Genomic DNA, 22748 nt, shown 5'->3' with positions numbered 1-22748 from the left:
AGACTTCTGGTCGGTCGTTTGGAAGAAAAACCGGCGCTGGCTGACGGCGTGAACCGCCAGTAGCACCGGGAGAGGGATCTTTCTGACTGGCTTACGGTAGAGCGGCTACAACCGACAGCTCGACCAGGATTTCCGGTTCGCACAGCTTCGATTCAACCGTGGCGCGAGCCGGTGCGACGCCTTTTGGCAGCCACTTGTCCCACACCGTATTCATGCCTTCGAAGTGCGCATCAATGTCTTTCAAGTAGATCGTCACCGACAGCAAACGGCTCTTGTCGGTCCCGGCCAGATCCAGCAAACGCTCGATGTTGGCGAGGGTTTCACGGGTCTGCTGTTCAATCCCGGCGTTCATATCGTCGCCGACTTGCCCTGCCAGATAGACGGTACCGCTGTGGACCACGATCTGGCTCATGCGCTCATTGGTGAGCTGGCGCTGGATTGACATGCTTTGCGGACTCCTGAAGTTTGTTGCCATAACGGGAAATATCGAGGCCTTCGGCGCTGATCTGCGGCGTTTTCTTCGCCATCAAGTCTGCGAGCAAACGCCCGGAGCCACAGGCCATGGTCCAGCCAAGTGTGCCGTGACCGGTGTTCAGGAACAGGTTCTTGAACGGTGTGGCGCCAACGATCGGCGTGCCGTCCGGAGTGGTCGGACGCAGACCTGTCCAGAAACTGGCCTGGGTCAGATCGCCGCCCTGAGGATAAAGGTCGTTGACGATCATCTCCAGGGTTTCGCGTCGACGCGGGTTCAGCGACAGGTCAAAACCGGCTATTTCAGCCATGCCGCCGACGCGGATGCGGTTGTCGAAACGGGTGATCGCGACCTTGTAGGTCTCGTCGAGAATAGTCGAAGTCGGGGCCATCGCCGGGTTGGTGATCGGCACGGTCAGGGAGTAACCCTTGAGCGGATACACTGGCGCCCGGATGCCCAACGGCTTGAGCAGTTGCGGCGAGTAGCTGCCCAGCGCCAGCACGTAGCGGTCAGCAGTTTCCAGCTTGCCATCGATCCATACACCGTTGATGCGCTCACCGGCGTAGTCGAGGCGCTGGATGTCCTGGCCGAAGCGGAATTCCACACCGAGTTTCATCGCCATTTCGGCCAGGTGGGTGGTGAAGATCTGGCAGTCGCCTGTCTGGTCGTTCGGCAGGCGCAGGGCACCGGCGAGGATGTCGGTGACGCTGGCCAGCGCTGGCTCAACGCGGGCAATGCCGGCGCGGTCGAGCAATTCGAACGGCACGCCGGACTCTTTCAGCACGGCGATGTCTTTCGCGGCGCCGTCGAGCTGAGCCTGGGTGCGGAACAGTTGTGTAGTACCGAGGCTGCGGCCTTCGTAGGCAATGCCGGTTTCAGCACGCAGTTCGTCGAGGCAGTCACGGCTGTATTCGGACAGACGGACCATGCGTTCCTTGTTCACCGCATAACGGCTGGCGGTGCAGTTGCGCAGCATCTGCGCCATCCACAGGTATTGGTCGATGTCGGCGGTGGCCTTGATCGCCAGCGGCGCGTGGCGCTGCAACAGCCACTTGATCGCCTTGAGCGGCACACCCGGCGCGGCCCACGGCGAGGCATAACCTGGCGAAACCTGCCCGGCGTTGGCGAAACTGGTCTCCATGGCAGCGGCCGGCTGACGGTCCACCACCACCACTTCAAACCCGGCACGCGCCAGATAATAAGCACTGGTGGTACCGATGACGCCGCTACCCAAGACCATAACGCGCATTTTCATATCCCTCATCGCGGCGTGCCGCTGACGTTTGTTGTTCAGACCGAAGATGTGGGCAGTTTAAAAAAGATTAGCCAGTGCTTTTCACTATATAAGTGCCTATATTTGGCGACAATTCTCGGCAAAAACGCTTTTCACGGAGGCGCATCCCCTATGCGTACCAACACTCAGACCAAACGCGAGCTGGACAAGATCGACCGCAACATCCTGCGGATCCTGCAAGCGGACGGGCGCATCTCCTTCACCGAGCTTGGGGAAAAGGTCGGGCTCTCGACCACGCCGTGCACCGAGCGGGTCCGACGGCTGGAGCGCGAAGGGATCATCATGGGCTACAACGCCCGGCTCAACCCGCAGCACCTCAAGGGTAGTCTCCTGGTGTTCGTCGAGATCAGTCTCGACTACAAATCCGGCGATACTTTCGAAGAGTTCCGACGTGCGGTGCTGAAATTGCCTCACGTACTGGAATGCCATTTGGTGTCAGGGGATTTCGACTACCTGGTGAAGGCGCGGATTTCCGAGATGGCCTCGTACCGCAAATTGCTGGGCGATATCCTGCTCAAGCTTCCGCATGTGCGGGAATCGAAGAGCTATATCGTGATGGAAGAGGTGAAAGAGAGTTTGAATCTGCCGATTCCGGATTGAAGATTTTGCGGTGGCTGTTCGGGCCCCATCGCGAGCAGGCTCGCTCCCACAGGGGATCTGCGGTCGATACCAAAGCTGGGGTCACCGGAAAACTACTGTGGGAGCGAGCCTGCTCGCGAAGGCAGGCGACTCGGTCTCCCCTTAGACGAGGACCTGCCGCGTCGAAGCCATGTACTCATGAATCTGCTTCTCGACCCGCGGATGTATCAGCTCCACCGGCCCCCGCCCATTGGGGCACGGCAAAGTTTTCGTGGTACCAAACAACCGACAAATCAGCGGTCGCTCGTCATACACCGTGCAGCCATTCGGCCCCAGATGCACGCAATTGAGCTCATCCATCGCCGCCTCCTGCTCGGCCCGGGTTTTGCGCGGCAGGCGGGACATTTCTTCCGGCGAGGTCGTCACCGGCCCACAGCAGTCATGGCAGCCGGGCACGCACTCGAACGAGGGAATCTGCTGCCGTAGCGTGCGAATTTTCTGACTGTTGCAGCTCATCGAAGCGGTGACCAAAAGCGGAATAGACCGGGATTCTGAAGCAAAAACCCCGATCCAGACAGTCACAACCGACCAGTGTTGCCCACGCCGGAAGGTCCGGCTTATGCTCCGTCAAATTTTCTATACACAAGAATCAGGAACACGCACATGAATGCCCGTGCTCGGCAACCTGTCCCGAACCACCAGCACATTGCCTCTTATTACGCCGCCAGCAGCCTGCCGCAGCCCGATCATCCGGTGCTCACAAGCGACCTGGTGGCCGACGTGTGCGTGGTCGGTGGCGGGTTCTCCGGGTTGAACACGGCGCTTGAGCTGGCCGAGCGCGGCCTCCGCGTGGTGCTGCTCGAAGCTCACAAGATCGGCTGGGGCGCCAGCGGTCGCAATGGTGGGCAATTGATTCGCGGCGTCGGCCATGGCCTCGATCAGTTCGCCAACGTGATCGGTGCGGAAGGCGTGCGTCAGATGAAACTCATGGGCCTGGAAGCGGTGGAAATCGTCCGACAGCGGGTCGCGCGTTTTCAGATCCCCTGTGACCTGACCTGGGGCTACTGCGACCTCGCCAACAAGCCCCGTGACCTGGAAGGTTTCGCTGAAGACGCCGAAGAACTGCGCAGCCTCGGTTACCGTTACGAAACCCGTCTGCTGCAAGCCAATGAAATGCACTCGGTGGTGGGTTCCGACCGCTACGTTGGCGGCCTGATCGATATGGGCTCGGGGCATTTGCATCCACTGAACCTGGCCTTGGGCGAAGCCGCCGCCGCGCAGCAACTGGGAGCGAAACTGTTCGAGCAATCGGCGGTGACCCGCATCGATTACGGCCCCGAGGTCAAAGTCCATACGGCCCAGGGCTCGGTCCGCGCCAAAACACTGGTGCTCGGCTGCAACGCCTACCTGAACGAACTCAATCCCGAACTCAGCGGCAAGGTGCTACCCGCCGGCAGCTACATCATCGCCACCGAACCCTTGAGCGAAGAGCAGGCGCACGCCTTGCTGCCGCAAAACATGGCGGTCTGTGATCAGCGGGTTGCGCTGGATTACTACAGGCTCTCGGCGGACCGGCGCTTGCTGTTCGGAGGTGCCTGTCACTATTCAGGACGCGACCCACACGACATCGCTGCCTATATGCGACCGAAGATGCTGGAAGTTTTCCCGCAACTGGCCGGGGTGAAGATCGACTATCAATGGGGCGGGATGATCGGCATCGGCGCCAATCGGCTGCCGCAGATTGGTCGGCTCAAGGATCAGCCGAATGTGTATTACGCCCAGGCTTATTCCGGTCATGGTGTGAATGCCACGCACCTGGCGGGCAAGTTGCTGGCGGAAGCGATCAGCGGGCAGCAGAGCGATGGGTTCGATCTGTTTGCCAAGGTGCCGCACATCACCTTTCCGGGCGGCAAGCATTTGCGTTCGCCGTTGTTGGCGTTGGGGATGTTGTGGCATCGGCTTAAAGAGTTGGTCTGAAAGATTTTCGGTGCCTGTACCGAAGCCATCGCGAGCAGGCTCGCTCCCACAGTGTGACCAGCGGTGAACACACTTATTGTGAACACCCGCGATCAAATTGTGGGAGCGAGCCTGCTCGCGATTGGGCCGCAAGAGCGCCATGGCACTCAGATCCGCCAGAACGGCTTAAGCCCCTCCTCCCGCGCCTGCTCCCGACTCAGCCCCACATCCCTGAGCTGCTCGGGCGTCAGCTCCAGCAACGCCTTGCGCGTGTGCAGACGATGCCAGAACAGGCCCCAGCGACCCAGGCCGGACGGTGCGTTGCGCATGACCGCCTCGCGTGCGCCGTTGATTTGCCCTGCCGCCAGTTCCTGACTGTGTAACGTCAGCCTCACATCGCTCAAGCCGTTCATTTTGATTGCTCCTGTTTACTTGGGTAGCCAGAGCTTTCATGATGCGTGGACGGCGAAAAGCATTACAGATTCAATGAGACAGTATTAACTCCATACAGATTTCCCGTTTTAGCCACTGAATCGCTATTTTTTGTCTAATCTGTACTGGTTAACCGAATCACCCACACTGAGACTGCGCCATGACCCTTTACGTCAACCTCGCCGAATTGCTCGGCACGCGTATCGAACAGGGCTTCTATCGCCCCGGTGACCGACTGCCGTCGGTGCGGGCGTTGAGTGTCGAACACGGGGTCAGCTTGAGCACGGTGCAGCAGGCCTATCGAATGCTGGAAGACAGCGGCCTGGCGATGCCCAAACCCAAGTCCGGCTATTTCGTACCGGTCAGTCGCGAACTGCCGGAACTCCCGGCGATTGGCCGGCCGGCCCAGCGACCAGTGGATATTTCCCAGTGGGAACAAGTGCTGGAGTTGATCCGCGCAGTGCCGCGCAAGGATGTGGTGCAATTGGGTCGCGGCATGCCGGACATCACCACGCCGACCCTGAAACCGCTGCTACGCAATCTTGCGCGAATCAGCCGGCGGCAGGACATGCCCGGTCTGTATTACGACAACATCCACGGCACCCTCGAACTGCGTGAACAGATCGCTCGCCTGATGCTCGATTCCGGCTGCCAGCTAAGCGCCAGCGACCTGGTGGTTACCACCGGTTGCCACGAAGCACTGTCCACCAGTATTCGCTCCGTTTGCGAGCCAGGGGACATCGTTGCCGTGGACTCGCCAAGCTTTCATGGCGCCATGCAAACCCTCAAGGGCCTGGGCATGAAAGCCCTGGAAATCCCTACCGACCCGCTCACCGGGATCAGCCTGGATGCGCTGGAACTGGCATTGGAGCAGTGGCCGATCAAGGCCATACAGTTGACTCCCAACTGCAACAACCCGCTGGGCTACATCATGCCGGAGTCACGCAAACGCGCGTTGTTGACGCTCGCACAGCGTTTCGACGTGGCGATCATCGAAGACGATGTGTATGGCGAACTGGCCTACACCTATCCGCGACCACGCACGATCAAATCCTTCGACGAGGACGGCCGCGTCCTGCTGTGCAGTTCATTTTCCAAGACGCTGGCGCCGGGCCTGCGGATCGGCTGGGTTGCACCCGGTCGTTATCTGGAACGGGTGCTGCACATGAAATACATCAGCACCGGCTGCACCGCGCCGCAACCGCAGATTGCCATTGCCGAATTCCTCAAAGCCGGGCACTTCGAACCCCATTTGCGGCGAGTGCGCACCCAATACCAACGCAATCGCGACATGATGATCGATTGGGTCACCCGCTATTTTCCGGCCGGCACCCGGGCAAGTCGCCCGCAAGGCAGCTTCATGCTCTGGGTCGAACTGCCGGAAGGCTTCGACACCCTGAAACTGAATCGTGCCTTGCACGACCAGGGCGTACAGATTGCCGTCGGCAGCATCTTTTCCGCCTCGGGCAAGTACCGCAATTGCCTGCGGATGAACTACGCTGCCAAGCCAACACCGCAGATCGAAGAAGCGGTGCGCAAGGTCGGTGCCGCGGCAATCAAACTGCTGGCGGAAACTGACAGCAACACCGACTGACCTTTCTCGGGAATTCAGCGTCCATATGCCGACACCCGCCGCCAATCGGAACGATCCCACGTGAGAGTCAGACAGCCCCTGCTCGCTCTTCTGCTACTCGCCTCGTTCCTGGGCAGTTGCGCCAGCTTCGACGTTCCGCGTGAGCCGAGCCAGGCGCTGCCCGCCAGCGACTCGGCGTTTGGCCGCTCGGTCCAGGCCCAGGCCGCCCCCCATGAGGGAAAATCCGGTTTTCGCCTGCTGTCCAACAGCACCGAAGCCTTCACGGCCCGTGCCGAGCTGATCCGCAACGCCCAGCGCAGCCTCGACTTGCAGTACTACATCGTCCACGACGGCATCAGCACGCGGATGCTAGTGGACGAACTGCTCAAGGCTGCCGACCGTGGCGTGCGCGTGCGCATCCTGCTCGACGACATGACCAGCGATGGCCTGGATCGGATCATCGCCACCCTGGCGGCGCATCCGCAGATCCAGATCCGCGTATTCAACCCACTGCACCTGGGTCGCAGCACGGGCGTGACACGGACCATAGGCCGGCTGTTCAACGTGTCGCAGCAACACCGGCGCATGCACAACAAGTTGTGGCTGGCGGACAACAGCATGGCCATCGTCGGCGGACGCAATCTGGGGGATGAGTATTTCGATGCCGAGCCCAACCTGAATTTCACCGACATCGACATGCTCGGCGTCGGCCCCGTCGCCGAACAGCTGGGGCACAGTTTCGACCAGTACTGGAACAGCGCCCTGAGCAAGCCGATCGACGAATTCCTCTCAAGCAAACCGACGGCCAAGGACCTGGAAAACACTCGGACCCGACTGGAAGAATCCCTGGAGGAAACGCGCAAACAGAATCACGCACTCTACCAGCGCCTGATGACGTTTACCACCGAGCCGCGCCTGGACATCTGGCGCAAGGAACTGATCTGGGCCTGGAGCCAGGCGCTGTGGGATGCGCCGAGCAAAGTGCTGGCCAAGGGCGAGCCCGACCCGCAGTTGCTGCTGACCACGCAATTGGCGCCCGAGCTCAACAAAGTCAGCAAAGAACTGATCATGATCTCGGCCTACTTCGTCCCCGGCCAGCCGGGGCTGGTGTACCTGACCGGTCGCGCCGACGCCGGGGTGTCGGTGAGCATGCTGACCAACTCACTGGAGGCCACCGATGTACCGGCGGTGCATGGTGGCTACGCGCCGTATCGCAAGGCGCTGCTGGAGCATGGCGTGCAGTTGTTCGAATTGCGCCGTCAGCCCGGTGAAGGTGGCGGCAGCGGACCGCATATCTTTTACAGCAGGTCCTACCGTGGCTCCGATTCCAGCCTGCACAGCAAGGCGATCATCTTCGACCAGCAAAAATCCTTCATCGGCTCGTTCAACTTCGACCCGCGCTCGGTACTGTGGAACACCGAAGTCGGCGTGTTGGTGGACAGTCCTGAATTCGCTACCTACGTCCGCGAACTGGCAATGCAGGGTATGGCGCCACCGCTGAGTTATGAGGCAAAACTGGAACAGGGGCAGATTGTCTGGATCACCGAAGATGACGGCAAACTGCACACCCTGACCAAGGAGCCAGGGAGCTGGTGGCGACGTTTTAATGCCTGGTTCAGCACCACGGTTGGCCTGGAGCGGATGTTGTAGCTTAAATCGCCAAGATCGCAGCCTCCGGCAGCTCCTACAGTTGAAATGCGATCCTCTGTAGGAGCTGCCGGAGGCTGCGATCTTTTGATCTTCAATCTATGCCGGCTGCACCGCGCCAAACGCCCCTTGCCGTGACACCAGAATCACTAACCCCAACGCGCCTGCCGCCATCAGCAGCGGCAACGCATGCCCGCTGATCCACTGGCTGCCGGCACCGGCCGCCAATGGTCCGACCAGACAACCAATACCCCACAACTGCGCAATATGCGCATTGGCGCGGACCAGCGCGTCATCGCGATAGCGCTCGCCGATCAGAATCAGTGACAAGGTGAACAAGCCGCCCGCACTGGCGCCGAACAACACCCACAGCGGCCAGATCAGCAACGTGTCGATCAACAACGGGATCGCAAGACTCGACACCAGCAAGACCATCGCGCAGCCGGTGAACAGCGTACGCCGCGACAAGCGATCCGCCAGCGCGCCAATCGGCAACTGCAGCAAGGCATCACCGACCACGACGGTGCTGACCATCGCCAAGGCGATTTCCGTCGTGAAGCCCTGACGCAGGCAGTAGACCGGCAACAAGGTCAGGATCATCGCCTCGAACGCGGCGAACAGCGACACCGCCCAGGCAATCGCCGGCAGGCTGCGGCAGAAGGTCAGCAAGTCGCCGAGGGTCACGCTGCAGGCTTCGCTGGAGGGTGCGCCGCTGCGACCCAACAACAGGAACGGTGCGGCCGTCAGCAAACCGACGCCGACCCAGAAACCGTAGTCCTGCTCAGTGCCCAGAACGCCAAGCAACAACGGTCCGGCCAGCTGACTCAGCGCATAGCTGCTGCCATACAGCGCCACCAGTCGCCCGCGCCATTGCTCGACCACCAGTTGGTTGATCCAGCTTTCCCCGAGGATGAAGACGAGGGTCAGGATCACACCGATCATCAGCCGCAGCACCAGCCAAATCGGGTAGCTGGGCAACAGCGCCAGCAAGCCGATGGACAACGCTCCGGCCCACAGGCACAGGCGCATCAGATTGGCCGTGCCCAGACGCGCCGCCAGATGGCTGGAGATTTTCGCCCCCAGCAACACACCAATGGCTGGCATCGCCGCCATCACACCGATGGCGAACGAGCCGTAACCCCAGCTTTCCAGGCGAAACGACACCAGCGGCATGCTGACACCCAGGGCCAGGCCGACACTCAAGACAGACGCCAACACGGCGAAATAAGTCGCCCAACGCATGTTCCACGCTCCTGTGGATATTTTTATGTGAAGCACAAAGCACTGTGGGAGCGAGCCTGCTCGCGATGACGGAGCAACATTCAACATTGACGTCGACTGTCATACCGCTATCGCGAGCAGGCTTGCTCCCACAGGGGATCTGCGTCGTTCGGGGAACCTGGTTTAGAGCAGGCTCCCTGAACGGCTTACAACTTGATCCAGGTCGCCTTCAGCTCGGTGTACTTGTCGAACGCGTGCAGCGACTTGTCGCGACCGTTGCCCGACTGTTTGAAGCCACCAAACGGTGCGGTCATGTCGCCACCGTCGTACTGGTTGACCCACACGCTACCGGCACGCAGTGCCTTGGCGGTCAGGTGAGCCTTCGAGATGTCCTTGGTCCACACCGCTGCGGCGAGACCGTAAGGCGTGTCGTTGGCGATCTGGATGGCTTCCTCGGCGGTATCAAACGCGATCACCGACAGGACTGGACCGAAGATCTCTTCCTGAGCGATTTTCATTGCGTTGCTGACGCCGTCGAAAATCGTCGGCTCAACGTAGGTGCCACCGGTTTCCTGAAGAATGCGCTTGCCGCCAGCCACCAGTTTGGCACCGTCGGTGTGGCCGGATTCGATGTAGGACAGCACGGTATTCATCTGCTGGGTATCCACCAGCGCACCGACGTTGGTCGCCGGGTCCAGTGGATTGCCCGGTTTCCAGGTTTTGAGCGCCTCGATCACCAGCGGCAGGAAAGTGTCCTTGATCGAACGCTCGACCAGCAGACGCGAGCCGGCGGTGCAGACTTCGCCCTGGTTGAAGGCAATGGCGCCGGCAGCCGATTCAGCAGCGGCCTGCAGATCCGGCGCATCGGCGAACACGATGTTCGGGCTCTTGCCACCGGCTTCGAGCCAGACGCGCTTCATGTTCGATTCACCGGAGTAAATCAGCAATTGCTTGGCAATCTTGGTCGAACCGGTGAACACCAGCGTGTCGACATCGTTGTGCAGGGCCAGGGCCTTGCCGACGGTGTGACCGTAACCCGGCAGCACGTTCAGCACGCCTTTCGGGATGCCGGCTTCAACGGCCAGCGCCGCGATGCGAATAGCCGTCAGCGGCGATTTTTCAGACGGTTTGAGGATCACCGAGTTACCGGTGGACAGCGCCGGGCCGAGTTTCCAGCAGGCCATCATCAACGGGAAGTTCCACGGCACGATGGCGCCGACCACGCCGACCGGCTCGCGAGTCACCAGACCCAGTTGGTCATGGGGAGTGGCCGCGACTTCGTCGTAGATCTTGTCGATGGCTTCACCGCTCCAGCTCAGGGCTTGCGCCGCGCCTGGAACGTCGATGTACAAGGAGTCGCTGATCGGCTTGCCCATGTCCAGGGTTTCAAGCAGGGCCAGCTCTTCGGCGTGCTGTTTCAGCAGGCCGGCGAAACGGATCATGGTGGCTTTGCGTTTGGTTGGCGCCAGGCGCGACCAGACGCCGGAATTGAAGGTGGCGCGGGCGTTTTCAACAGCGCGCTGGGCGTCGGCGGCATCACAGCTGGCAATCTTGCCGAGCAGACGGCCATCGACCGGGCTGATGCACTCGAAGGTCTCGCTGGAGACGGCATCGGTGTATTCGCCATTGATGTAGGCGCGACCTTCGATCTTCAGATCGCGAGCCCGTTGTTCCCAATCGGCACGAGTCAGGGTGGTCATACGAGTGTCCTCCTCTTTTGAATACGAGCGCCCCGCGTTCTTCGCGGGCGTCCTCAGAAATTCTGCCCGGCCAGCCTGCATTTCGGCCCAAGGCAACCGCCACCCTAAACCAGTGGCCGGGGTTGTTTCAATATATTTGACATAAGGCCGGCAAACGGCCTTGCGGTGTTCATTTTAATAAACATAGACTTTGGGCTTTCCAGCACCTTTCCAACCACTCGCGTCGCAATCACGGGGGATTACAACAATGAACATCCAGGACATCGTCGACTTCAGCCAAGCCACTACCCAGCCCGATCGCTATCGGCCGGACCAGGCGAAAGTCCTCAAAGGCGATCCTGAGCAAGCCGTGTACAACCACTACAACAGCCCTTGCGGCCAGATGAGTGCCGGGATCTGGGAGGGCGAGGTCGGCCAGTGGCTGGTGAATTACACCGAGCATGAATACTGCGAAATCGTGCAGGGGGTTTCAGTGCTGCGTGATAACGACGGCAACGGCAAGACCCTGCGCGTAGGCGATCGCTTTGTGATTCCGGCTGGGTTCAAAGGCACCTGGGAGGTGCTGGAGCCGTGCCGCAAGATTTACGTGGTGTTTGAACAGAAGGCCTGAGGTTTTTTGCTGTTTGGGCCGGTCCCATCGCGGGCAAGCCACGCTCCCACAGGTTTTGTGATCGGCACAGATCCCTGTGGGAGCGGGCTTGCCCGCGATGAGGCCCTGACAGGCACAACAAAAGGCAACAAAAAAGGCCCGTATCTCGCGATACGGGCCTTTTTCGTAAGAGGGAAAAATCAATTACTTGATTTTGCCTTCCTTGTAGATCACGTGCTTGCGAACAACCGGATCAAATTTCTTGATCTCGATTTTGTCCGGAGTAGTGCGCTTGTTCTTGTCGGTAGTGTAGAAGTGACCAGTACCGGCGCTCGAAATCAAACGAATCAATTCACGCATGATTAGCTCCCTTAGATCTTGCCAGCTTTGCGGATTTCGGCCAGCACGACAGTGATGCCACGCTTGTCGATGATACGCATGCCTTTGGCAGATACGCGCAGACGCACGAAACGTTTCTCTTCTTCAACCCAGAAGCGGTGATGCTGCAGGTTCGGCAGGAAACGACGACGGGTTTTGTTGTTTGCGTGGGAAATGTTATTCCCAGTCACCGGACCCTTACCGGTAACTTGACATACTCTCGACATGCCTCAGCCCTCTAAAACCACATGCCCAACCCGGCATGGGTTGGCCGCTTAATCTCTCAGTCATTTGGCGCCAGGCGCCGCGTTTCTTTAGAGGTCTTACCGGCTACACCTACAAGTGAAGGAACCGGGCCCCTAGAAAAGAGCGCTGCTTTATACCAGAAAGACTAGAGAGCAACAACATTCCGTGTGCGTTGAGTTGATAAAAACCCCAATTTTCGGGCGCCGAGCGCCTTGGATAAAGGCTATCGCCGATAAAGACCGCTCGTCGCAGAGAATCGGCCAACACGCCAATCCAGGAGTTTTCTCTGCCAGCTCGCACCGAAAACGATCACACATAGTCCCCTTAAAATGAAAAAGGGGATAGTCATTTGCAAAAGAGCCCACTAGGGTAAGCCTTTTCCAGACTGCACTTGCAGATGGGCCTTCGATCTGTAAAGGAATCCGACCATGCGCCTCGCTGCCCTACCGCTGTTGCTCGCCCCGCTTCTGCTGAGCCCATTGGCCCATGCTGCCGGTCTGACCGTCTGCACCGAGGCCAGCCCCGAAGGGTTCGACGTGGTGCAATACAATTCGTTGACCACCACCAATGCTTCGGCCGATGTGCTGATGAACCGTCTGGTGGACTTCGATACGGCCAGCGGCAAAGTGGTCGCCAGCCTCGCGGACAGCTGGGAAGTCACGCCCGACGGCCTGACCTACGTGTTCAAGTTGCACCCACAGGTGAAATTCCACCGCACCGAGTACTTCAGCCCGACGCGCGATCTGACCGCTGAAGACGTGAAGTTCAGCTTCGACCGCATGCTCGACCCGGCAAACCCTTGGCACAAAGTTGCCCAGAGCGGCTTCCCGCATGCCCAGTCGATGCAATTGCCGGCGCTGATCAAAAAGATCGACGCACTCGACCCGCTCACCGTGCGCTTCACCCTCGATCACCCGGACTCGACCTTCCTGGCAACCCTGAGCATGGGCTTCGCCTCGATATATTCGGCTGAATATGCCGACAAACTGCTGAAGGCCGGCACGCCCGAAAAGCTCAACAGCCAGCCGATCGGCAGCGGTCCGTTCATCTTCACGCGCTTTCAGAAAGATGCCTCGATTCGCTACAAGGCCAACGCTGATTACTTCGGCGGCAAGCCTTCGGTTGATCCGCTGATCTTCGCCATCACCCCGGACGCCAACGTGCGCTTGCAGAAATTGCGTCGCAACGAGTGCCAGATCGCCCTCTCGCCCAAGCCTCTGGACGTCCAGGCAGCGCTGAAAGAACCGACCCTGAAAATCGAAAAAACTGACGCCTTCATGACCGCGTTCGTCGGCATCAACAGCCAGCATCCGCCGCTGGACAAACCTGAAGTGCGCCAGGCGATCAATCTCGCGTTCGACAAGGCCAACTACGTCAAGGCCGTGTTCGAAGACACCGCCGAGCCCGCCAACGGCCCGTACCCACCCAACACCTGGAGCTACGCCAAAGGCTTGCCGGGCTACCCGCATGACGTTGAAAAGGCCAAAGCATTAATGGCCAAGGCCGGGTTCAAGGACGGCTTCCAGACCACCATCTGGACCCGCCCTTCCGGCAGCACACTGAACCCCAACCCAAGCCTCGGCGCTCAGTTGCTGCAATCCGACCTCGCGGAAATCGGCATTCAGGCCGAGATTCGGGTGATTGAATGGGGCGAGCTGATCCGCCGCGCCAAGGCCGGTGAGCACGATCTATTGTTCATGGGCTGGGCCGGTGATAACGGTGACCCGGACAACTTCCTCACACCACAGTTTTCCTGCGCTGCGGTCAAGTCCGGCACCAACTTCGCGCGCTACTGCAACCAGGACCTGGACAAGCTGATCAGCGCCGGCAAGACCACCGGCGAGCAAGGTGTGCGCACCAAGCTCTACGAACAGGCCCAGGCGCAGATCCAGCAGCAGGCGTTGTGGCTGCCGCTGGCCCACCCGACCGCCTTCGCGCTGACACGTAAAGACGTCGAGGGTTATTCGGTCAGCCCGTTCGGCCGTCAGGATTACTCCAAGGTCAGCCTCAAGTAATAGCATCACCACAAAACCTGTGGGAGCGAGCCTGCTCGCGATGGGGCCATTACATTCAACATCACTGTTGACTGATACACCGCCATCGCGAGCAAGCTCGCTCCCACAGGGGTTTTGTGTTCCCCCCCCCGCTACATCCACCCATACTCAGCCATCGACAGCGGATCGCCGTCGCCGATGATGAAATGGTCGAGCACCCGCACATCGATCAGGTCCAGCGCCTCTTGCAGGCGCTTGGTCAGTTTTCGGTCGGCCTGACTGGGGTCGGGATTGCCCGACGGGTGGTTATGGCACAGGATCAGCGCCGCAGCGTTATGAGCCAGAGCACGTTTGACCACCTGTCGCGGATAGACGCTGGTGCTATCGATGGAGCCGCGAAACAGCGACTCAAAGGCCAGCACTCGGTGTTTTGAGTCCAGAAACAGGCAGCCAAATACCTCATGCGGCTCGTGACGCAGCATCGACTTCAGGTAGTCGCGCACAGCCAGTGGATTCTCCAGCACCGAGTTGTGCCGTAGGCGCTCAGCCAGATGTCGTCGGGCCATTTCCAGCACTGCCTGCAACTGCGCAAACTTGGCCGGCCCAAGTCCGAGCTCACCGCTGAAGGTCCGCAGATCCGCCTCCAGCAGCTTGCGCAGGCTGCCAAACTGATTCAACAGATGTCTCGCCAGGTCCACCGCGCTTTTGCCGGATACACCTGTCCGTAAAAAGATAGCCAGCAGCTCGGCGTCCGAAAGGCTCGCCGAACCCTGCTCAAGTAACTTCTCCCGCGGCCGCTCCGCCGCCGGCCAATCACGAATACTCATAGCACCTCCCTGGAATATGGGCGCCGCTGTTCCGTAGCGGTCGCTGTGATATCGTAGCCCATCTTTTTTGCGGGCGATTTCATCCCTGGGGAGGGGGTATCGCAACGCAGTCATCAACGAAATGAAAGGCAGACCTATGCAGCGGCTGTATCGGAAACGCATCGTTCTGGGCGTCGGCGGTGGCATTGCTGCCTACAAGAGCGCCGACCTGGTTCGCCGCCTGATCGACCAGGGCGCCGAAGTGCGCGTGGTCATGACCCGTGGCGGCAGCGAGTTCATCACCCCGCTGACCATGCAGGCCCTCTCCGGGCACCCTGTCCACCTCGATTTGCTGGACCCTGCGGCCGAAGCCGCGATGGGCCACATCGAGCTGGCAAAATGGGCTGACCTGGTGCTGATCGCCCCCGCCACTGCGGACTTGATCGCCCGTCTGGCCCAAGGCATTGCCGACGACCTGCTGACCACACTGGTGCTGGCCACCGACGCCGTGGTTGCCGTTGCGCCCGCAATGAACCAGGCCATGTGGCGCGATCCTGCGACCCAGGCCAACCTGCAAACCCTCGAAAGCCGCGACATCAAGGCCTTCGGCCCGGCCTCCGGCAGCCAGGCCTGCGGTGATGTCGGCCTGGGCCGTATGCTCGAAGCCACCGAACTCGCCCAGTGCGCGGCGGACTGCTTCCAGCGTCAGGCGCTGACCGGCAAACACGTACTGATCACCGCCGGCCCGACCCAGGAAAACATCGACCCGGTGCGCTACATCACCAACCACAGCTCCGGGAAAATGGGCTTCGCCCTGGCCGAAGCTGCGGTGGAAGCCGGCGCCCGCGTGACCCTGATCACCGGCCCGGTGCACCTGCCGACCCCGGATCGCGTCACCCGCATCGACGTGGTCAGCGCCCGCGACATGCTCGCCGCCTGCGAAGCCGCGATCCCCTGCGACCTGTTTATCGCCTCGGCAGCGGTCGCGGACTACCGCCCGGAAGTCGTCGCCCCACAGAAACTCAAGAAAGACCCTACGAACGGCGACGGCTTGTTGCTACAGATGGTGCGCAACCCGGACATCCTGGCCAGCATCGCCACTCGCCCCGACCGTCCGTTCAGTGTCGGTTTCGCCGCCGAAACCGAACACCTGCTCGACTACGCTGCGCGCAAGTTGAAAGACAAGAACCTCGATTTGATCGTCGCCAACGACGTCGCGAACCCGAGCATTGGGTTCAACAGCGAAGAAAACGCCTGCAGCGTGATCGACCGTGAGCTACACGCCACACTTTTCGCCCAGACCAGCAAGGGCAAGATTGCTCGCCAGCTGATCACTTTTATTGCCGAACGTCTGAACCAGGTTTAATTTACATGCACGCTTTGCAAGCCAAGATCCTCGACCCTCGCATCGGTACCGAATTTCCGTTGCCGCAGTACGCCACGCCTGGCTCCGCCGGCCTCGACCTGCGCGCCATGCTGGAAAAAGACACCATCATCAAGCCGGGCGAAACTCTGCTGATCCCGACTGGCCTGTCCGTCTACATTGGCGACCCTGGTTTGGCGGCGCTGATTCTGCCGCGCTCCGGCCTGGGCCATAAGCACGGCATCGTGCTGGGCAATCTGGTCGGCCTGATCGACTCCGACTACCAGGGCCCGTTAATGGTGTCGTGCTGGAACCGTGGCCAGACCGACTTCAACATCGTGGTAGGCGAGCGTTTGGCCCAGCTGGTGCTGGTGCCGGTGGTTCAAGCGCACTTCGAGATGGTCGAAGAATTCGTTGAAACCGAACGCGGCGCTGGCGGTTTCGGGCATTCCGGCAGCCACTGATAACGTTACATCCCTGTAGGAGCTGCCGCAGGCTGCGATTTTTTGATCTTAAAGACGAAAATCAAAAGATCGCAGCCTGCGGCAGCTCCTACAGAAAGCAAGGTCGCTTGCCACAAAATTTGCGCAGCTCCCTCTGGAAGGTTTACCACCCAAAATCAAGGCATTGACCGACTATTCTCTTGCTGACGTCGGGGTCATGGCCTTTACACACCACGAACTCTCTGTGGAAAACGCCGTCATACCCTTCAGTTTGAGCCTGTTGACGAGTTCTTCGCGGACAGGTCCAGCCACTTTCGAGATGGAGCATTCCTACAGATGAGCACCCCAGCACAAGTCGCCCCCAAGTTCCCCGACAGCATCTTCCGCGCCTACGACATTCGCGGCACCGTCCCGGAATTCTTGAACGCTGAAACCGCTTATTGGCTCGGTCGCGCCATCGGTGCCCAGAGCCTGGCCCAGAACGAACCGAACGTATCCGTTGGCCGTGACGGTCGCCTGTCAGGTCCGGAACTGGTCGAGCAACTGATCAAAGGCCTGGCCGACGCCGGTTGCCACGTCAGCGACGTCGGCCTGGTGCCAACGCCAGCGCTGTACTACGCCGCCAACGTACTGGCCGGCAAATCCGGTGTCATGCTGACCGGCAGCCACAACCCGTCGAACTACAACGGTTTCAAGATCGTCATCGCTGGCGATACCTTGGCCAACGAACAGATCCAGGCCTTGCACGACCGCCTCAAGACCAACAACCTGAGCAGCGGCAAGGGCAGCATCACCCAGGTCGAGATCCTCGACCGCTACAACACTGAAATCGTCGAGGACATCAAACTGGCTCGGCGCCTGAAAGTCGTGGTCGACTGCGGTAACGGCGCCGCCGGCGTGATCGCCCCGCAATTGATCGAAGCGCTGAACTGCGAAGTCATCCCGCTGTTCTGCGACGTCGACGGCAACTTCCCGAATCACCACCCGGACCCGGGCAAGCCTGAAAACCTCGTAGACCTGATCGCCAAGGTCAAGGAAACCAACGCCGACATCGGCCTGGCCTTCGACGGCGACGGCGATCGCGTTGGCGTGGTGACCAACACTGGCAGCATCGTTTACCCGGACCGCCTGCTGATGCTGTTCGCCCGTGACGTGCTGGCGCGCAATGCCGATGCGGAGATCATCTTCGATGTCAAATGTACCCGCCGCCTGACCCCGCTGATCAAGGAATATGGCGGTCGGCCGCTAATGTGGAAGACCGGTCACTCGTTGATCAAAAAGAAAATGAAACTAACCGGCGCTCTGTTGGCCGGCGAAATGAGCGGGCACATCTTCTTCAAGGAACGCTGGTTCGGTTTCGACGACGGCATTTACAGCGCCGCGCGCCTGCTGGAGATACTGAGCAAGGAAAAATCCACCGCGGAGGAACTGTTTGCGACCTTCCCGAACGATATTTCTACGCCGGAAATCAATATCCATGTGACCGAAGAGAGCAAATTCAGCATCATTGATGCACTGCACGACGCGAAGTGGGGCGAAGGCGCCGACCTGACCACCATTGACGGCGTGCGAGTCGACTATGCCAAAGGCTGGGGCCTGGTTCGCGCGTCCAACACCACACCGGTGCTGGTGCTGCGCTTCGAGGCCGATGACGAGGCTGAATTGCAGCGCATCAAGGACGTATTCAAAGTCCAGTTGAAGCGTGTTGCACCTGATCTCCAATTACCGTTTTGATTTAACGAAGCACCCGGAGCCCTGAATGACCCTCGAACGCGAAGCCGCCGCCAACACCGCCAAGGTCCTGTCCGAAGCGCTGCCTTACATTCGCCGCTATGTCGGCAAGACGCTGGTGATCAAATACGGCGGCAACGCGATGGAAAGCGAGGAGCTGAAAACCGGCTTCGCCCGCGACATCGTGCTGATGAAGGCCGTGGGCATCAACCCGGTGGTGGTTCACGGCGGCGGCCCGCAAATCGGCGACCTGCTCAAGCGTCTGTCGATCGAGAGCCACTTCATCGATGGCATGCGCGTGACTGACGCGCAAACCATGGACGTGGTGGAGATGGTTCTCGGCGGTCAGGTCAACAAGGACATCGTCAACCTGATCAACCGTCATGGCGGCAGCGCCATCGGCCTGACCGGTAAAGATGCGGAGTTGATTCGCGCGAAAAAGCTCACCGTGACCCGCCAGACGCCGGAGATGACTCAACCGGAAATCATCGACATCGGCCACGTCGGCGAAGTGGTCGGCATCAACACCGACCTGCTGAACCTACTGGTCAAAGGCGACTTCATCCCGGTGATCGCACCGATTGGCGTTGGTGCCAACGGTGAGTCGTACAACATCAACGCCGATTTGGTAGCCGGTAAAGTCGCGGAAGCACTGAAGGCTGAAAAGCTGATGCTGCTGACCAACATTGCCGGCCTGATGGACAAGCAAGGCACGGTCCTGACCGGCCTGACCACCCAACAAGTCGACGATCTGATCGCCGACGGCACCATCTACGGCGGCATGCTGCCGAAAATCCGTTGCGCACTGGAAGCGGTACAGGGCGGCGTGGGCAGCTCGCTGATCATCGATGGCCGGGTGCCGAATGCGATTCTGCTGGAGATCTTCACCGATACGGGTGTGGGTACGTTGATCAGCAATCGCAAGCGTCCCTAAGCAACACAAACAAAATGACCCCGCTCAGCCAGGCTGAGCGGGGTCTTTTTTTGTCTGCGATCCCTTGTAGGAGCGAGCTTGCTCGCGAAAAACGTCAACGATAACGCGGGGTGCCTGACAACCCGCGGCGCTCTGACGTCCATCGCGAGCAAGCTCGCTCCTACAGGGTCGGTGTGTCAGACGCCGAATTGGGCGCGATAGGCCTCAACCGCCGGCAAGTGCTGCTTGAGCTGCGGATCGTCCGCCAGGAATTCAAGCACCTGGTTCAGCGAAACAATGCTGATCACCGGAATGCCGAAGTCACGCTCCACTTCCTGGATCGCCGACAATTCGCCGTTGCCACGCTCCTGACGATTCAGGGCAATCAGCACACCGGCGGCCTTGGCGCCGTCCTGGGAAGCGATGATCTGCATCACTTCACGGATGGCAGTGCCGGCAGTGATCACGTCGTCGATGATCAACACTTCGCCGGTCAGCGGTGCGCCGACCAGACTGCCGCCCTCGCCGTGAGCCTTGGCTTCCTTGCGGTTGAAGCACCATGGAAGATCACGGCCATGGTGTTCGACCAGGGCTACTGCCGTGGTCGCCGCCAAAGGGATGCCTTTGTAGGCCGGGCCGAACAGAACGTCGAACGAAATGCCGCTCTCGACGATGGCCTCCGCGTAGAAACGACCCAACTGCGCAAGGGCCGAACCCGAGTTGAAAAGCCCGGCATTGAAGAAGTAAGGACTGGTGCGCCCGGACTTCAGGGTGAACTCGCCGAAGCGCAAAACGCCGCGATCGATGGCAAAACGAATGAAATCGCGCTGATACGCTTGCATGAAAAAAACCCCAAATACCACGGATTTAGCTAATTAGGTTGACGCCGTGTATCATACACGCACGCGATTTTTGGGGCCATTTATGCGGATCATCAGTGTGAACGTCAATGGTATTCAGGCTGCAGTGGAGCGAGGTTTGCTCAGTTGGCTGCAAGCACAGAATGCCGACGTCATCTGCCTGCAGGACACCCGCGCCTCCGCCTTTGAACTGGACGATCCAGCCTTCCAACTGGATGGCTACTTCCTTTATGCCTGCGAAGCCGAAGTTCCCGCCCAAGGTGGCGTGGCTTTGTATTCGCGGCTGCAACCGAAGGCAGTCATCAGCGGTCTCGGGTTCGAGACGGCCGACCGCTACGGGCGCTACCTGCAAGCCGATTTCGACAAGGTCAGCATCGCGACCTTGCTGCTCCCTTCGGGGCAGAACGGCGATGAAGACTTGAACCAGAAGTTCAAGCTAATGGACGACTTCGCCCGTTATCTGGATAAACAGCGGCGCAAACGTCGCGAGTACATTTACTGTGGCTCGCTGTACGTGGCGCAACAAAAGCTGGATATCAAGAACTGGCGCGACAGCCAGCAATCCCCGGGCTTCCTGGCACCTGAACGTGCCTGGATGGACGAGATTGTCGGCAACATGGGTTATGTCGATGCCCTGCGCGAAGTCAGCCGTGAAGGCGATCAGTACAGCTGGTGGCCGGACAACGAACAGGCAGAGATGCTCAACCTCGGTTGGCGCTTCGACTATCAGCTGCTGACCCCGGGCCTGCGTCGCTTTGTTCGCAGCGCACGCTTGCCACGTCAGCCACGGTTCTCGCAGCACGCACCGCTGATCGTGGACTATGACTGGACGTTGACCATCTAAGCGTCGTTTCGCAGAAGCAGACATTGCTCAGGCTATGTGAAAGGCCGGATGAAAAAAATGCCCGTATCGCAAGATATGGGCATTTTTTTATGGGGCTTTAGCCGTGATCAGACCGTCAAGCGGCGGCGAAAAACGGTAGCGCAAGGTACAACTTGATCACGATGACGTTAATGATGTCGATGAAGAACGCCCCCACCATTGGCACCACCAGGAACGCCATCTGCGAAGGTCCGAAGCGCTGTGTCACCGCTTGCATGTTAGCGATGGCGGTTGGCGTGGCACCCAGTCCAAAACCGCAGTGCCCCGCCGCCAGTACTGCCGCATCATAGTTACTGCCCATGACTCTAAACGTCACGAAAATCGCAAACAGCGCCATGAGCAACGTTTGCGCAGCCAGAATAATGAAGAACGGCAAAGCCAGTGCAGCCAGATCCCACAGTTTGAGCGACATCAGAGCGATCGCCAGAAACAGCGACAAGCTGACATTCCCCAGCACAGAGACTTCACGCTCAAACACTTGATACAGGCCAAGCGCTGAAAGTCCGTTCCGTAAAACCACACCCACGAACAAGACGCATACGAATGTCGGCAACTCAAATGCGGTTTCGTGCAGCAGGCCGTTCAGGAGAGAGCCTGCCAGCAAGCTGACTGCGATCAGGGCGAGTGTCTCGATAAACGAAAATGGCGTGATCGCGCGCTCTTTGTTCGGCTGCTCAAAGCCCTTTGGCAGCCGTGGCATTTCTTGCTCGAGGCCGGGCGCCTGGACACGTTTGATGAGCAGGCGAGCGACCGGACCACCCACCAGGCCGCCCAATACCAAGCCAAACGTTGCAGAAGCCATTGCAAGCTCAGAGGCGGAAGCGAGCCCGAACTTCTCACTGAACATCGCTCCCCACGCCGCGCCTGTACCATGCCCGCCCGCCAAGGTAATTGAGCCTGTCAGCAGGCCCATCAACGGATCGAGCCCCAACGCCTTTGCGAGCCCGATGCCCATGGCGTTCTGGACCACTAGAAGCCCGGTGACCGCCAGCAGAAAAACCCCCACGACGCGCCCGCCTTTCTTCAGGCTGGCAAAGTCTGCACTCAAGCCAATGGTGGCAAAAAACGCCAACATCAAGGGAGTCTGCAGCGAAGTATCAAATCGGACTTCAATATCAAGGAGCCGCAAAGCCAAGAGAACCAGAGCAACCACCAGGCCACCTGCTACAGGCTCAGGGATATTGTAGGCACGTAAAAAACCGACACGCGTGACAAGCCCGCGTCCCAGTAAAAGTACTAAAGAGGCGGCAACAAGTGTTCCATAAAAATCGAGCTGAACCATTGGGATTATTCTTGGATATATATTCAGGGGCGAACTTTTTACCTGGATACGCTCTTGAACAGATTGATTGTCTCAACACTGATTGGTTTTAGATTCAAGGACCTTCAATGGTCTGAATATATCGAAATATTTCTTGATAAATATTACTTGGGGCAACTCTATCAACCACCAAGTCTCATTGCCAAGCACATAGGCTGTGCTGAAGCACTACAGTTGTGACTAAAAGTGTAATAACTATACTTGCGCACGTGAAAACTTCGAGCGGGGCTGAGGCTGTTTGGCTTTCAACTTTTAAAACGCAGGATCTGCACCGACGGTGCCTGAATGTTGTAAATGGCGACCATTATAAAACGACTGGGAAAACTTCTAACTTAAAAAAGGAAAAA

The 22748-nt window shown here is 59.3% G+C and carries 21 protein-coding genes and 1 pseudogene; 11 read left to right on the top strand and 11 right to left on the bottom strand.

From position 1 onward, the window contains the following. Positions 1 to 91 precede the first annotated feature (91 nt). Together ACYZUD_RS24760 and dadA are read right to left on the bottom strand one after the other, a co-directional pair. Positions 92 to 445 (bottom strand): RidA family protein, encoded by a 354-nt coding sequence (locus ACYZUD_RS24760; protein ID WP_462020571.1) that lies wholly within the window; start codon positions 443 to 445, stop codon positions 92 to 94. Further along, entirely contained in the window at positions 417 to 1721 is a 1305-nt protein-coding gene (gene dadA / locus ACYZUD_RS24755; RefSeq protein WP_462020570.1) for a D-amino acid dehydrogenase, read from the bottom strand. Before dadA ends, ACYZUD_RS24760 begins: the two co-directional genes overlap by 29 nt. Before the next feature lie 156 nt (positions 1722 to 1877). Here dadA and ACYZUD_RS24750 point away from each other — a divergent pair, with 156 nt between their 5' ends. Beyond that, on the top strand, positions 1878 to 2366 hold the full coding sequence (locus ACYZUD_RS24750; RefSeq protein WP_003206849.1) for an Lrp/AsnC ligand binding domain-containing protein: 489 nt from the start codon (positions 1878 to 1880) through the stop codon (positions 2364 to 2366). Between the two features lie 141 nt (positions 2367 to 2507). On the opposite strand, the gene ACYZUD_RS24745 is transcribed toward ACYZUD_RS24750, so the two are convergent. Further along, a complete protein-coding gene (locus ACYZUD_RS24745; protein WP_462020569.1) occupies positions 2508 to 2861 on the bottom strand; it encodes a YkgJ family cysteine cluster protein in 354 nt (117 codons plus the stop codon). 147 nt (positions 2862 to 3008) lie between these two features. On the opposite strand from ACYZUD_RS24745, the gene ACYZUD_RS24740 reads away from it, so the two are divergent. After that, on the top strand, positions 3009 to 4322 hold the full coding sequence (locus ACYZUD_RS24740; protein ID WP_462020568.1) for an NAD(P)/FAD-dependent oxidoreductase: 1314 nt from the start codon (positions 3009 to 3011) through the stop codon (positions 4320 to 4322). Between the two features lie 146 nt (positions 4323 to 4468). Here the strand turns inward: ACYZUD_RS24740 and ACYZUD_RS24735 are convergent, their stop codons facing one another. After that, entirely contained in the window at positions 4469 to 4714 is a 246-nt protein-coding gene (locus ACYZUD_RS24735; RefSeq protein WP_462020567.1) for a DUF1127 domain-containing protein, read from the bottom strand. A gap of 179 nt (positions 4715 to 4893) precedes the next feature. Here ACYZUD_RS24735 and ACYZUD_RS24730 point away from each other — a divergent pair, with 179 nt between their 5' ends. Together ACYZUD_RS24730 and ACYZUD_RS24725 are read left to right on the top strand one after the other, a co-directional pair. Then, entirely contained in the window at positions 4894 to 6327 is a 1434-nt protein-coding gene (locus tag ACYZUD_RS24730) for an aminotransferase-like domain-containing protein (RefSeq protein WP_462020566.1), read from the top strand. A 60-nt stretch (positions 6328 to 6387) separates the two neighbouring features. Beyond that, on the top strand, positions 6388 to 7956 hold the full coding sequence (locus ACYZUD_RS24725; protein ID WP_462020565.1) for a phospholipase D family protein: 1569 nt from the start codon (positions 6388 to 6390) through the stop codon (positions 7954 to 7956). A 96-nt stretch (positions 7957 to 8052) separates the two neighbouring features. On the opposite strand, the gene ACYZUD_RS24720 is transcribed toward ACYZUD_RS24725, so the two are convergent. Together ACYZUD_RS24720 and ACYZUD_RS24715 are read right to left on the bottom strand one after the other, a co-directional pair. Then, the gene (locus ACYZUD_RS24720) at positions 8053 to 9195 is read right to left on the bottom strand and encodes an MFS transporter (RefSeq protein WP_462020564.1); all 1143 of its coding nucleotides are present in this window, start codon (positions 9193 to 9195) and stop codon (positions 8053 to 8055) included. 185 nt (positions 9196 to 9380) lie between these two features. Further along, positions 9381 to 10874 carry an aldehyde dehydrogenase gene (locus ACYZUD_RS24715; RefSeq protein WP_462020563.1) on the bottom strand — a complete coding sequence of 498 codons (1494 nt, stop codon included), beginning with the start codon at positions 10872 to 10874 and terminating at the stop codon, positions 9381 to 9383. Positions 10875 to 11121: 247 nt separating this feature from the next. Here ACYZUD_RS24715 and ACYZUD_RS24710 point away from each other — a divergent pair, with 247 nt between their 5' ends. Further along, positions 11122 to 11484 carry a cupin domain-containing protein gene (locus tag ACYZUD_RS24710; protein ID WP_462020562.1) on the top strand — a complete coding sequence of 121 codons (363 nt, stop codon included), beginning with the start codon at positions 11122 to 11124 and terminating at the stop codon, positions 11482 to 11484. 183 nt (positions 11485 to 11667) lie between these two features. Here ACYZUD_RS24710 and rpmG read toward each other — a convergent pair whose 3' ends face one another. Together rpmG and rpmB are read right to left on the bottom strand one after the other, a co-directional pair. After that, complete coding sequence (rpmG, locus tag ACYZUD_RS24705) at positions 11668 to 11823, bottom strand: 50S ribosomal protein L33 (protein WP_007894709.1); 156 nt, start codon at positions 11821 to 11823, stop codon at positions 11668 to 11670. Between the two features lie 11 nt (positions 11824 to 11834). Then, positions 11835 to 12068: a 50S ribosomal protein L28 gene (gene rpmB / locus ACYZUD_RS24700; RefSeq protein ID WP_007894701.1), complete on the bottom strand. Its 234-nt coding sequence runs from the start codon at positions 12066 to 12068 to the stop codon at positions 11835 to 11837. Positions 12069 to 12515: 447 nt separating this feature from the next. Between rpmB and ACYZUD_RS24695 the strand changes: the two genes are divergently transcribed. Next, complete coding sequence (locus ACYZUD_RS24695; RefSeq protein ID WP_462020561.1) at positions 12516 to 14102, top strand: ABC transporter substrate-binding protein; 1587 nt, start codon at positions 12516 to 12518, stop codon at positions 14100 to 14102. A gap of 131 nt (positions 14103 to 14233) precedes the next feature. Here ACYZUD_RS24695 and radC read toward each other — a convergent pair whose 3' ends face one another. After that, positions 14234 to 14908, bottom strand: a complete 675-nt coding sequence (gene radC, locus ACYZUD_RS24690) for a RadC family protein (RefSeq protein WP_462020560.1) — start codon at positions 14906 to 14908, stop codon at positions 14234 to 14236. A gap of 136 nt (positions 14909 to 15044) precedes the next feature. Here radC and coaBC point away from each other — a divergent pair, with 136 nt between their 5' ends. The 4 genes and pseudogenes from coaBC to argB all read left to right on the top strand — a co-directional run bounded on the left by coaBC (position 15045) and on the right by argB (position 19358). Next, complete coding sequence (coaBC, locus tag ACYZUD_RS24685; protein ID WP_462020559.1) at positions 15045 to 16253, top strand: bifunctional phosphopantothenoylcysteine decarboxylase/phosphopantothenate--cysteine ligase CoaBC; 1209 nt, start codon at positions 15045 to 15047, stop codon at positions 16251 to 16253. 5 nt (positions 16254 to 16258) lie between these two features. Continuing rightward, positions 16259 to 16714 carry a dUTP diphosphatase gene (gene dut / locus ACYZUD_RS24680; RefSeq protein ID WP_462020558.1) on the top strand — a complete coding sequence of 152 codons (456 nt, stop codon included), beginning with the start codon at positions 16259 to 16261 and terminating at the stop codon, positions 16712 to 16714. 336 nt (positions 16715 to 17050) lie between these two features. After that, positions 17051 to 18427, top strand: a pseudogene (locus ACYZUD_RS24675) (phosphomannomutase/phosphoglucomutase); the annotation flags it as partial. A gap of 25 nt (positions 18428 to 18452) precedes the next feature. Next, the gene (gene argB / locus ACYZUD_RS24670) at positions 18453 to 19358 is read left to right on the top strand and encodes an acetylglutamate kinase (protein ID WP_462020557.1); all 906 of its coding nucleotides are present in this window, start codon (positions 18453 to 18455) and stop codon (positions 19356 to 19358) included. Positions 19359 to 19534: 176 nt separating this feature from the next. Here the strand turns inward: argB and pyrE are convergent, their stop codons facing one another. Beyond that, a complete protein-coding gene (gene pyrE, locus ACYZUD_RS24665) occupies positions 19535 to 20179 on the bottom strand; it encodes an orotate phosphoribosyltransferase (RefSeq protein ID WP_462020556.1) in 645 nt (214 codons plus the stop codon). An 82-nt stretch (positions 20180 to 20261) separates the two neighbouring features. On the opposite strand from pyrE, the gene ACYZUD_RS24660 reads away from it, so the two are divergent. After that, complete coding sequence (locus ACYZUD_RS24660; protein WP_007934608.1) at positions 20262 to 21041, top strand: exodeoxyribonuclease III; 780 nt, start codon at positions 20262 to 20264, stop codon at positions 21039 to 21041. A 115-nt stretch (positions 21042 to 21156) separates the two neighbouring features. Here ACYZUD_RS24660 and gltS read toward each other — a convergent pair whose 3' ends face one another. Beyond that, positions 21157 to 22362 carry a sodium/glutamate symporter gene (gltS, locus tag ACYZUD_RS24655; RefSeq protein WP_462020555.1) on the bottom strand — a complete coding sequence of 402 codons (1206 nt, stop codon included), beginning with the start codon at positions 22360 to 22362 and terminating at the stop codon, positions 21157 to 21159. Between the last annotated feature and the right edge of the window lie 386 nt (positions 22363 to 22748).

Source organism: Pseudomonas sp. XS1P51, from assembly GCF_054897845.1.
The sequence above is the reverse complement of the archived record's forward strand: the minus strand, read 5'-3'. Positions and strand labels throughout refer to the sequence as shown.

What these genes read in the sequence shown, in the direction of transcription:
- radC (WP_462020560.1), bottom strand. Translation starts at nt 14,908, where the DNA reads ATGAGTATTCGTGATTGGCCGGCGGCGGAGCGGCCGCGGGAGAAGTTA.
- ACYZUD_RS24660 (WP_007934608.1), top strand. Translation starts at nt 20,262, where the DNA reads ATGCGGATCATCAGTGTGAACGTCAATGGTATTCAGGCTGCAGTGGAG.
- pyrE (WP_462020556.1), bottom strand. Translation starts at nt 20,179, where the DNA reads ATGCAAGCGTATCAGCGCGATTTCATTCGTTTTGCCATCGATCGCGGC.
- ACYZUD_RS24715 (WP_462020563.1), bottom strand. Translation starts at nt 10,874, where the DNA reads ATGACCACCCTGACTCGTGCCGATTGGGAACAACGGGCTCGCGATCTG.
- ACYZUD_RS24730 (WP_462020566.1), top strand. Translation starts at nt 4,894, where the DNA reads ATGACCCTTTACGTCAACCTCGCCGAATTGCTCGGCACGCGTATCGAA.
- ACYZUD_RS24740 (WP_462020568.1), top strand. Translation starts at nt 3,009, where the DNA reads ATGAATGCCCGTGCTCGGCAACCTGTCCCGAACCACCAGCACATTGCC.
- argB (WP_462020557.1), top strand. Translation starts at nt 18,453, where the DNA reads ATGACCCTCGAACGCGAAGCCGCCGCCAACACCGCCAAGGTCCTGTCC.
- ACYZUD_RS24720 (WP_462020564.1), bottom strand. Translation starts at nt 9,195, where the DNA reads ATGCGTTGGGCGACTTATTTCGCCGTGTTGGCGTCTGTCTTGAGTGTC.
- coaBC (WP_462020559.1), top strand. Translation starts at nt 15,045, where the DNA reads ATGCAGCGGCTGTATCGGAAACGCATCGTTCTGGGCGTCGGCGGTGGC.
- rpmG (WP_007894709.1), bottom strand. Translation starts at nt 11,823, where the DNA reads ATGCGTGAATTGATTCGTTTGATTTCGAGCGCCGGTACTGGTCACTTC.
- ACYZUD_RS24745 (WP_462020569.1), bottom strand. Translation starts at nt 2,861, where the DNA reads ATGAGCTGCAACAGTCAGAAAATTCGCACGCTACGGCAGCAGATTCCC.
- ACYZUD_RS24695 (WP_462020561.1), top strand. Translation starts at nt 12,516, where the DNA reads ATGCGCCTCGCTGCCCTACCGCTGTTGCTCGCCCCGCTTCTGCTGAGC.
- dadA (WP_462020570.1), bottom strand. Translation starts at nt 1,721, where the DNA reads ATGCGCGTTATGGTCTTGGGTAGCGGCGTCATCGGTACCACCAGTGCT.
- ACYZUD_RS24710 (WP_462020562.1), top strand. Translation starts at nt 11,122, where the DNA reads ATGAACATCCAGGACATCGTCGACTTCAGCCAAGCCACTACCCAGCCC.
- gltS (WP_462020555.1), bottom strand. Translation starts at nt 22,362, where the DNA reads ATGGTTCAGCTCGATTTTTATGGAACACTTGTTGCCGCCTCTTTAGTA.
- ACYZUD_RS24760 (WP_462020571.1), bottom strand. Translation starts at nt 445, where the DNA reads ATGTCAATCCAGCGCCAGCTCACCAATGAGCGCATGAGCCAGATCGTG.
- dut (WP_462020558.1), top strand. Translation starts at nt 16,259, where the DNA reads ATGCACGCTTTGCAAGCCAAGATCCTCGACCCTCGCATCGGTACCGAA.
- ACYZUD_RS24750 (WP_003206849.1), top strand. Translation starts at nt 1,878, where the DNA reads ATGCGTACCAACACTCAGACCAAACGCGAGCTGGACAAGATCGACCGC.
- ACYZUD_RS24735 (WP_462020567.1), bottom strand. Translation starts at nt 4,714, where the DNA reads ATGAACGGCTTGAGCGATGTGAGGCTGACGTTACACAGTCAGGAACTG.
- rpmB (WP_007894701.1), bottom strand. Translation starts at nt 12,068, where the DNA reads ATGTCGAGAGTATGTCAAGTTACCGGTAAGGGTCCGGTGACTGGGAAT.